Here is an 11199-nt window from a genome sequence, read left to right on the forward strand (position 1 = left end):
GGCATGGCCGACGCGCACCGTGGTCGCCATCGCCACGCCGAGCGGAATCATGAACACCAGCGACGAGAAATTGATCGCGATCTGGTAAGCCGCGACGGTGCCTTCGCCGAAGCGCGCCATCAGCAGCGCGGTGAGCACGAACAGGCCACCTTCGGCGGTGATGATCGCGGCGATCGGCAGGCCGAGCTTGAGGATGTCGCGCGCGCCCTCGCCCGCCGCCAGCTGTCCGGTCGCAGCATCGGCAACCCAGGTCGCCCGCAGCGCCGGCACCCGGCGGTACTGCCAGGCGAGCACGGCGGCCATCAAGGCGGTCGCCAGCGTCGAGGCCAGGCCCAGGCCCTTGATGCCGAAGGTCGGCAGCCCGAACGGACCAAACAGCAGCAGCCAGCCGAACAGCGCATTGGCCGCCGGGCCGATCAGCGCCGCGATGACGATCGGCCTGACCTGACCCAGGCCTTCGGCACCGAAACGCAGCGCGAACCAGATCGCTGTCATCAGGCCGACGCCGGAATACCAGCGCAGGAATTCGATCGCATCCGCGGTGGTCGCTGCCGACAAGCCGAGCGCCTTCAGCATCGGCGGGCCGACCAGGTTCAAGAGCCCCGTCCAGATCACCCCGACGATCAGCGCGAAGCGCCGCGAACGGCGCAGGAAAGCGCCGAGTTCGGCCTGCGGCCGCTGCGCGCCGTACAGCTGCGCGGCGATCGGCGCGCAGGCCATCATCAGGCCCATGAAAAAGATCAGGAACAGGTTGTAGACGTTGACTGCCACGGCCACCGCCGCCAGTGGCTGCGGACCAAGCCGGCCGGCATAGATGGTATCGACCGTGCCCATGCCGACAGCGGCGATCTGGGCGGCAATCAGCGGCAGCGCGAGGCGCAGGTTGGCGGTGGCTTCGGCGCGAAACGCCGGCGAGAAGAGAGACAACATCGTCAGGAATCCGTAAATCTGTGACTGGCGCCGCCCTGCAGGGCACGGCGCGAAGCCGCACAGTGTGCGCCCGACCGCTCGGCGCTTCCATCCGGCCCGACTTGCGCCGCCTTCGGGACAGCGTCACGGCCGCCGTGCATCATGTCCGCGCCCATCGCCAGCCACTTCCGTCTTGGACCAGCCCGACACTCAGTTCGCCCCGCGCGGCGATGACCGCGTTGCCTATCAGTTGCTCGGCCCACCGCCGGGCGTCAGCGCGCGCGATCTGGTGCTGACCACCGGCGTCTGGAGCCATCTCGACATCTTCTGGGAAGAGCCGACCTCGGCGCGCTGGATGCGCCGGGTCGCCGGCTTTTCGCGGCTGATCCGCTTCGATCGGCGCGGCTGCGGCCTGTCCGATCCGCGACCGCTCGATGGCGGCACGATGGTCGATCACTGGATCGAGGATCTGCTCGCCGTGCTCGACGCCGCCGGTTCGGAACAGGCGGTGCTGCTCGGCACCATCGATGCCGGCCCGCTGCTGCTGGAGTTCTACGCGCGCTATCCGGCGCGGGTTTCGGGCCTGATCTTCGTGTTCACCAGCGCCTGCTTCGCGCAGCGCCCGGATTATCCCGAAGGCCATCCACAGGCGGTCGGCGATGCGTTGATCGAGATGGTCGCCCAGGGCTGGGGCCGCACCGAATTCGCGGCGACCTTCGATCCCAGTCAGGCCGACAATCCGGCCGCGCTGAAGTGGTACACCAAGCTGCACCGGGCGATGGCCAGCCCGCGCGCGGTGGTCGAGAACCTGCAGATTTCCGCGAGCCTCGATGCCCGCCACGTGCTGCCGACGATCACCGTGCCGCTGCTGTCGCTGGGCCGCCGCGATCTGGCGATCTTCCCGGCCGCGCAGAGCCGCTACATCGCCGAGCACGCACCCGGCGGGCGCTACCTCGAGATTCCCGGCCGCGACGCCGACATGATCTGGGAAGGTACCGACGAGATCGTTGCGGCGATCGAGGAATTCGTCACCGGCCAGAAGCCGCTGCAGGTGCCCGAGCGGGTGCTGGCGACCTTGCTGTTCACCGACATCGTCGATTCGACCAAGCAGCTCGCCAAGCTCGGTGATGCGGCCTGGCGGGAAAAGCTCGACCAGCACGATCGCATCGTCCGCGACGCGATCAGCAGTTACGGCGGCCGGCTGGTCGATGCCGCCGGCGACGGCACGCTGGCGACCTTCGGCACGCCCGGCAAGGCGATCGACTGCGCCCGCGCGCTGCATCCGGCGATGGACGCGCTGAAGATCGAGATCCGCACCGGTCTGCACATCGGCGAGATCGAACTGCGCGAGGAAGGCCGCATCGGCGGCATGGCGGTGCATATCGGCGCCCGCGTGCTCGGCTATGCCGAAGCCGGCGAAGTGCTGGTGTCACGCACCGTGCGCGACGTGCTGATCGGCGGCCGTTTCGAATTCAGCGAGCGCGGCGTGCACACCCTGAAGGGCGTGCCGAGCAAGTGGCCGCTGTACGCCGTCGATGAACCCGAGACCGGCGAAGAAACCGAAGCGCCCGGCCTGCGCGAACGGCTGCGCTCGCGGCTGCGCTGAGTCTTCAGCCCGGCCTGGTCGTCTGCATCGACGGCCGTTCCGCGAAGCCTTCGTAGAACGCCGCGAGCTTCGGCGCCTGCGCGCGCCAGGCCAACCGGCCGAAACGCAGATCGAGATAACCGAGCGCGCAGGCGACCGCGATGGTGTCGATGCGCGGCTCCTCGCCGAACGCAGCGGTTTCGCTTTCCAGCTGGGCGACGCCGCGCAGGATCTTGTCCTCCTGCCCCGCCTGCCAGGCCGGCCAGCGCAGTTCCGCCGGGCGCAGCGCTTCCTCGTAACGAGCCAGCAGCGCGGCATCGAGCATGCCGTCGGCCAATGCATGGCGGCACTGCACGGCCCAGCGCTCGGTGCCGGCTGCGGGCTGCATCGGCAAGGCCGGCTTGAGACTCATCAGGTAATCACAGATCACCCGGCTGTCGTACAGCGCTGTGCCATCGGCCAGGTTCAGCGTCGGCACCTTGGCGAGTGGATTGCGCGCGGCAACGCCGGCGTTGGTTTCGATCGGCGAGACCGCAGCGGTGATCACTTCGATCTCATCGCTCAGGCCCAGTTCATGGGCCAGCACGCGCACCTTGCGGGCGTAGGGCGAGGCAGCTGAGTAGAGCAATTTCATGGGCGTTATTGAGGCTTCTCGGGATTGGGATTCACAGCAGATTCAGCGGTTCATCGCGTGCCGCCAGCGCTTCGGCCTCGGCTGGCGTGCGTTCGTAGGCGCGGCGCATCGCTCGCGCATAGGCCGGGAAATCCAGCCCCAGACGTGCCTCCAGCTTCTTCGCTTCGCGGCCGAGCGCAACCCAGTCCGGCGGCGTCGCCAGTGCCTGGAAGGCGAAGATCACCGTGTTGCCGTCAGGCACCACGCGCTGGACGATCATCCGTTCATCGAAGGCTTCGGCGATCACTCGCTTGTAGCGGCGCAGCGCTTCGGTGGTGACCAGGATGTTGGCGATCAGCAGGCCATCCGGCCGTAGCCGCGCGCGGATGTTGGCGTAGAACTCGGGGCTGCCGAAGCCGCTGGCGATGCCGGTTTCGGTATAGCCGTCGAGCAGCACCAGATCGAAGCGCTCGTCGGTGTTCGCAAACCATTCGCAGGCTTCGGCGTGAACGATGCGCGAGCGCGCCTCGTCGGCCGGCACCTGGAACTCGCCGGCCAGCGCGATCACTCGGGCATCGATCTCCAGGGTGGTAATCCGCGTGCGCGGCAGATGGTGGTGGCAGAACTTGGTCAGCGAACCACCGCCGAGGCCGGCGATGACGATGTGCTTGGGCCGTGGCAGAAACAGCAACGCCGCCATCATCCGCCGCGTATAGGCGAGCTGCAGCGCGATCGGATCGTCGACGCTCATCTCGCTCTGGATGTAGTCCGGGCCGAAATACAGACGGCGATAGATGCCGTCATCGACGACCGAGGGCTCGCCGGATACGGCCGCGGACGGAGTGGTTTCCGGCATCGACGACTCAGGCCTGACGATCGAGCAGCAGCCGCGCGCGCTGGCCGGGCGCATCGACTTCATCCGCGGCAACCGCAGCGACGAAGCCGGCATAGGCGCGAGCCCGCAACAGATAGCGGGCGATGCCCAGTTCGTGCGCCAGATGCGCCAGCGCCGCACGTTGATCCGGTGCGAACTGCGCGCCCGGCGGCGGCAGGCAGACCAGCGCGCCGGAAATCTCGCCATGCAGGCTCGTCGGAAACGCCCAGCCGTCCAGCCCCAGCGCGCTGCTGCTGGTGCCGGTGCTGAGCGGCACCGGCTGCCGATTGCTGCGCAGTGCGAGAAACACGGCATCGTCGACATCCACCGTCGCCGGCAGGCTTGCACTGCCGCCAGCAGCGATCTGCACATAGGCCTGCTCGCCTCGCTCGTAGATCGCCACACCGGCATCGCCGATCGCCGCGACGATCCGCTCCACCGCCAGCGGCAGCAGACGCTCGCTGCTCTCGACCGCCGAGCACTGCTGGCCGAACTCGCGCAGCAGTTCGGTGCTGCGGTGCTGATCGCGGAACAGCAGGCGATCAACCAGATCCTCGACTCGGCGATGCACGCGGTTCAGCAGCACCGCCACTACCAGGGTCACGCCGGCCTGCAGCAGCACGCCGGTATCGGCGCCGATCGCCAGCCGCTCGATCAGCTGCTCCAGCAGCGCAAACACGCCGACCACCAGACCGGTGGTCAAACCGTAAACCAGGGTGCGGTCGACGACGAACGAGACATCGACCAGCCGATGACGCAGCACGCCATAGAGCAGGGCCGCGATGCTGAAGGTCAGCAGGGCCGAGTTCAGCAGCAGCATCCAGATGCGGTGCTCGGGCCGGCCGCTTTGCAGCACGATGGCCAGGAACAGCAGGCCGAGACTCCAGAACACCCAGCGGATGCGCAGGCGTAGCGCCGGTTCGCTGCGCCGATAACCCGCCGCCAGCACGATTAGCGGCAGCGCCACCGGCAACAGACTGAGCAGGATGTTCCAGTCGGACATCAGCACCAGCGGCGCGATGCCGAGGAAAACCACCAGGCTGATGCGCGTCAGGCTGACGACCAGAGCCAGCACGATCGGCACGATGAAAGCGATGCGCAGGCCGCGTCGGAGCCGTACCGATAGCCCGGCACCGGCCAGCGCTTCTGCCGCGAAATAAAGCCCCGGCAAGGTCACCACGAAGTTGACGATCCGCCCGAGGACGCTGGCGCCGAGGCCGAGCATCACCGGCAGCGGCGAGTTCTGCAGCAGGTTCTGCATGAAGATGCCGAACGCGAACAGACACAGCCCCCAGGCGGCCCAATCGCGGCCGCGCCAGAGCGTCAGCAGAAACAGCGCCAGCAGCGCGACTGAAATCGGCAAGGCCGAGCGGGCGGCGACGGCGCCGAAGTGAGTGCGGTCCGGCACCGCCTGCACCGTTGCAGTCAGCGGCTGACCATCACGCCGCACGGCAACCTCGAACTGCAGACCCAGCGGCAGATTGTTGGCGCCGACCAGGGCCGCTCGCGCCTCCAGGGTCATCGCCGGCAGGTCGATCACGTCACCGACCTGGAGCGGCGGCGGCAGCGGCAGTTCGGTGACCTTGGTGACCAGGTAACCCCGCTGCGCATCGCGCTCGATCCCCAGCGACAGCGTAGTGAACAGGTCCGGCATCACCAGGGTCGGCATCGCCAGCAGCACCAGCAAGGTAAGCAGGATGCGCACCGGCAGCCGCGCCATCAGCGAGGGATTTCCGCCCGGCACGTCGCCGCTGGCCTTCGGACTCATTCGCAAGCTAGCCACTCTGCGACAGCAGCCGCGCGTTGCCGCCGACGGCCGCCGTGTTGATGGTCAGCGTCCGCTCGGTGACGAAGCGCAGCAGGTAATGCGGGCCGCCGGCTTTCGGGCCGGTACCGGACAAACCTTCGCCCCCGAAGGGCTGCACGCCGACCACCGCGCCGGTCATGCTGCGGTTGATGTAGACGTTGCCGACCTTGGCCCGCGACTGCACGCGCCGCCAGGTGCTTTCGATGCGGCTGTGGATGCCCAGGGTCAGGCCGTAGCCGGAGGCGTTGATCGCATCGACCACGGCATCGAGCCGTCGTGACGAGAACCGCGCCACGTGCAGGATCGGCCCGAAGTGCTCTTCGCTCAGCGCCTCGATGCCGCTGATCTCGACCGCCAGCGGTGCGAAGAAGCTGCCGTGTGCGCAGCTCTCCGGCAGGCTCAGGCGCTCGATCAGCTTGCCGCTCTGGCTGATCGCGACGGCATGGGCTTCGAGCTTGCTGCGCGCGGCTTCATCGATCACCGGGCCGATGTCGGTCGCCAGAAGTGCCGGATCGCCGATCGTCAATTCCTGCATCGCGCCCTTCAACATCTCGATGGTCTTGTCGGCGATGTCGTCCTGCAGGTACAGCACCCGCAGGGCCGAGCAGCGCTGGCCGGCCGAACCGAATGCAGAGGCGAGTGCGTCCTTGACCACCTGCTCGGGTAGCGAAGAAGAGTCGGCAATCATCACGTTCTGGCCGCCAGTCTCGGCGACCAGCGTCGCGATCGGGCCATCGCGCATCGCCAGCTGACGATTGATCAGCCGCGCAACTTCGCTGGAGCCCGTGAAGGCAACGCCGGCAACACCGGCGGCGGCGATCAGCGCGGCACCGACGGCACCATCGCCGAGCACGCACTGGAACACGTAGCTCGGCACGCCGGCCTCGCGCAGCAGCTGCGCCATCGCAGTGGCGATCATCGGCGTCTGTTCGGCCGGCTTGGCGATCACCGGGTTGCCGGCGACCAGCGCCGCCGCGATCTGCCCGGTGAAGATCGCCAGCGGGAAATTCCAGGGGCTGATGCAGACGAACACGCCACGACCGTGCAGCTGCAGTTCGTTGTGCTCGCCGGTCGGGCCGGCCAGCGTTTCCGGGTGCGCCAGCAGGCGACGCGCAGCGGCGGCGTAGTAGCGCAGGAAGTCGGCCGCTTCACGGACCTCGGCCTGGGCATCGCTCAAGGTCTTGCCGGCTTCCTCGATCAGCAGGCGCAGGAACAGCGGCCTCGCGGCTTCGAGACGATCGGCGGCGCGATCGAGGATCGCCGCACGGCTTTCGACCGGAATCGCATTCCAGCGCTCGGCCGAGCCGACGGCTGCGGCAACGACATCCGCCGCAGCGGCGGGATCGAAGGCCAGCCATTCACCGAGTGCGACCCGGCGATCGGCCGGCTTGCGCAAGGTTTGCGGCGCCCCGGTGGTGGCCGAGCCGTCGTAGCACAGCGAAGCGACGCGAGTCAGCGGCTCGGCGCTCTGCAGATCGCGAGCCAGTGCGCAGGCGCAGGTTTCGTCAGCGAGGTTCAGGCCGGCGGAATTGCGCCGCGCCGCGCCGTACAACTCGGCCGGCAGCGGCAGGCCCGGATTCGGCTTCACGGCCAGCGCGCGAACCATGGCCACCGGATCGGCAACCAGCTGCTCGGCGGCGATGTTCTCGTCGAAGATGCGATTGACGAACGAGGTGTTGGCGCCATTTTCGAGCAAGCGGCGAACCAGATAGGGCAGCAGATCGGCATGGCTGCCGACCGGCGAATAGACGCGGCAGGGTACCGCGCAGTCTTCGCGGACCACGTCGTACAGCGCTTCACCCATGCCGTGCAGGCGCTGGAACTCGAAGCCGGTCATGCCGCCGATCGCCGATTCACCGGCATAGGCCTTCATCGCCGCGACGGTATGCGCGTTGTGGGTAGCGAGCTGCGGATAGAAGACATCGCGCGCCGCCAGCAGGCGCCGTGCGCAGGCCAGATAGGCAACATCGGTATTGGCCTTGCGGGTGAACACAGGGTAACCGGCGAGCCCGGCTTCCTGGGCGCGCTTCACTTCGGTATCCCAATACGCGCCCTTGACCAGCCGCACCGGAATCCGCCGGCCGACTTCGCGACTCAAGCTTTCCAGCCATTCGATGACGGCGATCGCCCGCTTCTGGAAACCCTGCACGGCCAGGCCCAGGCCGTCCCAATGGATCAGCGAGGCATCGCGATAGACGCGTTCGAACAAGTCCAGCGACAGGGACAGACGATCGGCTTCCTCGGCATCGACACACAGGCTGATGCCGGACGCGCGCGCCGATTGCGCCAGCAGCAGCAGGCGCGGCGTCAACTCGGCGAGCACCCGGCTGCGCTTGGCGTGCTCGTAGCGCGGATGCAGTGCCGACAGCTTCACCGAGATGCCGGGCCGTGCCTCGACGCCGCCGTGGATGCTGCGCGCGGCATGGCCGATCGCGGTGATCGCATCGAGATACGAGGCCAGATAGCGATCGGCATCGGCCGCGGTCAGCGCCGCTTCGCCGAGCATGTCGTAGGAATGGCGGTACGGACGCTGCTCCTTGGTCTGCGCGGCTTCCAGCGCTTCGTGGATGTTGCGACCCATGACGAACTGGCTGCCCATCATCCGCATCGCCGAGCGGATGGCGAGGCGCACCACCGGCTCGGTGGAGCGATTGACCAGCCGCGACCACGCCGCCTTGAACGAGCCAGCGGTATCGGCCGGCGCGCGGACGATGCGGCCGGTCAGCATCAGGCCCCAGGTACTGGCGTTGACGAACAACGATTCGCTGTGGCCGAGATGGGTTTCCCAGTCGGCATCGGCAAGTTTGTCGGCGATCAGCTTCTCGGCCGTCTCGTCATCGGGAATGCGCAGCAGCGCTTCGGCGAGGCACATCAGCAGCACGCCTTCGTCGGACGACAGGTCGTACTCGCGCATGAAGCAGTCGAGTGCGCTCTGGGTGGCTTTCAGCTTGCGCACGCGGCGCACCCAGTCGGCCGCGGTGACTGCCACCTGCGCGGTGCGTTCGGCCGGCAGTTCGGCAATCGCCAGCAGGCGATTGACGATGGCGGTTTCGTCGGCGAGGTACAGCTCGGCGATCGCCGCGCGCAGCGGGCTGCGGGCCGGTGGCGGGCTGTCGAAGATGAAAGCGGGCAGCGTTTCGGGCGCGTTCATGGCAGGGATCAGAGACTGAGGCTGGGCACCGTCGGCGGCGAGCCGAGTCGATGCGCGTGCAGGCTGGCACGGGGCGGGTACTGACAATTATGCTCCGGGCCCGAGATGACGAACTTCCACGAATCGTGGTGGTCAACATCGTCCAGGGCTTGCCGGCCTGGCCGTTTGGGCTGACCGCAAGGTTTTGACCCAAGCACAGCACGGCTTGTCCTGACCAGAACTCGTTGAACCCCAATCCTGACGCCATGACGTTGCACGTCCGACTCGTTTCGCTGCTGCTCGCCTGCGCCATCGTGCTGCCGGCGGCGGCGATCGAATTCAGCCGCAAGCCGCAGGCTGGCAGCGCCGATGCGCTGCTGTCGGCGGACGCCGCGTTCAGGTTGGTGTCGGTGATCCGTGACAAGGACGCGATCCTGGTCAACTGGATGATCGAGCCGGGCTATTACCTGTATCGGCAACGGATTGCCGTCGAAGCGGTCGAGGCCGGTATCAGCCTCGGCAAGCCGGTGTTGCCGAAAGGCATCGCCGAGCACGACGAGCATTTCGGCGATGTCGAAATCTACAAGACTGCCGTCGAACTGCGCCTGCCGCTGAAAGCCGGCGCGCCGGTGCCGACCCAGCTGCGGCTGCGCTGGCAAGGCTGCGCCGAGGCAGGCGTCTGCTATCCGCCGGTGACCCGCGTCGTCGATGTCAGCCCCGCTTCCTGAATGAGCCCGCAGAGAATTTCATGTCGAAACTGAGTACCGTCCTGGTCATCGGCGCCTGCCTGCTGGCTGCAGCCGGCGGCTATGGCCTGAGCCAGCTGCAACACGGCGGCGAAGAGCATGCGCATGGCGAGACGCCTTCGACTCAAAAGCCCGGCACCACCGCTGCCGCGCCCAGCGAAAGCCTGCCGGCCGGCATCGCCCTCAGCGACCTCGACGGCCACAAGTATTCGCTCGACGACTACAAGGGCAAGTTGATGATCGTCAACTTCTGGGCGACCTGGTGTGCCCCCTGCCTGAACGAGATTCCGATCCTGGTGAAGATGCAGGAACGCTATGGCGCCAAAGGCTTTCAGCTGATCGGCCCGGCGGTGGACGATGTCGAAGAAGCCCGTCGCGCGGCACCCGGTTTGAAATTCAATTACCCGGTCGCCGTGGGTACGCCGGAAGACATGCTCGAGCTGATGTCGACGCTCGGCAATGATCAGGGTGGCCTGCCGTTTTCCGTGGTCATCGCCCCGGATGGCCGGATCATCGAGCGCCAGCTTGGCGAGTATTCGGAAGTCGAACTGGCCGGCCTGATCGAGAAGTACCTGCCTCACTGAGAACGGTTCGAACTAGGCCTTTCGGAACAGTCGTTTTCGCCGATCTGCCCCCAACGTCGACTGATCGGCTGCCATCGTCGCGCATTTCTGCCGGCTGTTTGTCTTCTTGTTTGTCTGGAACTCAGGCTTCGTGCAGAATCGCGGCTCTTGTTGTTGACGAGCCTCGTGCGTGAGTCGACTGCTGCTCCTGAACGGTCCCAATCTGAACCTGCTCGGTACCCGCGAGCCGGCGATCTATGGGGCAGCGAGCCTGGCAGACATCGAATCCAACCTGACTCGCCGCGCCGCTGAACTCGGCCACGAGCTGGCCTGTTTCCAGCGCAACCAGGAAGGCCTGCTGATCGACCGCATCCATGCGGCGAAAGCCGAAGGTGTCGCGTTCATCATTGCCAACCTCGGCGCTTTCACCCACACCTCGATCGCCTTGCGCGACGCGTTGCTCGGGGTGGCAATTCCTTTCGTCGAAGTGCACCTGTCGAACGTGCACGCCCGCGAAGCGTTCCGGCAACACTCGTATTTTTCCGACATCGCGGCGGGGGTGATCGTGGGCCTGGGGCCCATCGGTTACGACCTCGCCCTGCAAGCCGTCCACGCGCGGCTGGCATCACACCACTGAATGGGGAGCAAGAACACCATGGATTTGCGCAAGATCAAGACGCTGATCGACCTCGTCGAGGAATCGGGCATTGCCGAGCTCGAAGTCAAGGAGGGTGAGGAATCGGTTCGCATCTCGCGTTATCCGACCGGCGGCATGCAGCAGATGCCGCAGTACTACGCACCGCCGCAGATGGCGATGCCGGCGCCGAGCGCTTCCTCGGGCGTGGCGGCCGCGCCGATCGCTCCGGCCTCGGCTGCCGCCGAAGCCCCGGCCGCACCGGCCGTGAAGGTTTCCGAGAATCGCCATGTGGTCAAGGCGCCAATGGTCGGCACCTTCTACCGCACGCCGTCGCC

General features: G+C 67.0%; 9 protein-coding genes and 1 pseudogene. 5 read left to right on the plus strand and 5 right to left on the minus strand.

All coding sequences use genetic code 11. The annotated features are described in order from the left end of the window. Nucleotides 1-930 (minus strand): MATE family efflux transporter (locus tag QZY06_RS21655; protein ID WP_295688228.1); only part of this gene is annotated, 930 nt, incomplete at its 3' end. Between the two features lie 172 nt (nucleotides 931-1102). On the opposite strand from QZY06_RS21655, the gene QZY06_RS21660 reads away from it, so the two are divergent. Further along, nucleotides 1103-2515: an adenylate/guanylate cyclase domain-containing protein gene (locus QZY06_RS21660; RefSeq protein WP_295688231.1), complete on the plus strand. Its 1413-nt coding sequence runs from the start codon at nucleotides 1103-1105 to the stop codon at nucleotides 2513-2515. A gap of 4 nt (nucleotides 2516-2519) precedes the next feature. Here the strand turns inward: QZY06_RS21660 and QZY06_RS21665 are convergent, their stop codons facing one another. The 4 genes from QZY06_RS21665 to putA are packed head-to-tail and all read right to left on the minus strand — an operon-like array spanning nucleotide 2520 to nucleotide 8939. Beyond that, entirely contained in the window at nucleotides 2520-3128 is a 609-nt protein-coding gene (locus QZY06_RS21665) for a glutathione S-transferase (protein WP_295688233.1), read from the minus strand. A 31-nt stretch (nucleotides 3129-3159) separates the two neighbouring features. Beyond that, nucleotides 3160-3963: a fused MFS/spermidine synthase gene (locus QZY06_RS21670; RefSeq protein ID WP_295688236.1), complete on the minus strand. Its 804-nt coding sequence runs from the start codon at nucleotides 3961-3963 to the stop codon at nucleotides 3160-3162. Nucleotides 3964-3970: 7 nt separating this feature from the next. Then, complete coding sequence (locus QZY06_RS21675; protein ID WP_295688237.1) at nucleotides 3971-5749, minus strand: hypothetical protein; 1779 nt, start codon at nucleotides 5747-5749, stop codon at nucleotides 3971-3973. 7 nt (nucleotides 5750-5756) lie between these two features. After that, entirely contained in the window at nucleotides 5757-8939 is a 3183-nt protein-coding gene (putA, locus tag QZY06_RS21680; protein ID WP_295688239.1) for a bifunctional proline dehydrogenase/L-glutamate gamma-semialdehyde dehydrogenase PutA, read from the minus strand. 245 nt (nucleotides 8940-9184) lie between these two features. On the opposite strand from putA, the gene QZY06_RS21685 reads away from it, so the two are divergent. The 4 genes and pseudogenes from QZY06_RS21685 to QZY06_RS21700 form a co-directional block, all read left to right on the plus strand. After that, entirely contained in the window at nucleotides 9185-9646 is a 462-nt protein-coding gene (locus QZY06_RS21685) for a protein-disulfide reductase DsbD N-terminal domain-containing protein (protein WP_295688243.1), read from the plus strand. Between the two features lie 20 nt (nucleotides 9647-9666). Continuing rightward, nucleotides 9667-10248, plus strand: a complete 582-nt coding sequence (locus QZY06_RS21690) for a TlpA disulfide reductase family protein (RefSeq protein ID WP_295688246.1) — start codon at nucleotides 9667-9669, stop codon at nucleotides 10246-10248. Nucleotides 10249-10417: 169 nt separating this feature from the next. Next, complete coding sequence (gene aroQ / locus QZY06_RS21695) at nucleotides 10418-10864, plus strand: type II 3-dehydroquinate dehydratase (RefSeq protein ID WP_295688249.1); 447 nt, start codon at nucleotides 10418-10420, stop codon at nucleotides 10862-10864. A gap of 18 nt (nucleotides 10865-10882) precedes the next feature. Continuing rightward, a pseudogene (locus QZY06_RS21700) lies at nucleotides 10883-11199 on the plus strand (acetyl-CoA carboxylase biotin carboxyl carrier protein); the annotation flags it as partial.

Source organism: uncultured Nevskia sp., assembly GCF_903885465.1.
GTDB lineage: Bacteria > Pseudomonadota > Gammaproteobacteria > Nevskiales > Nevskiaceae > Nevskia.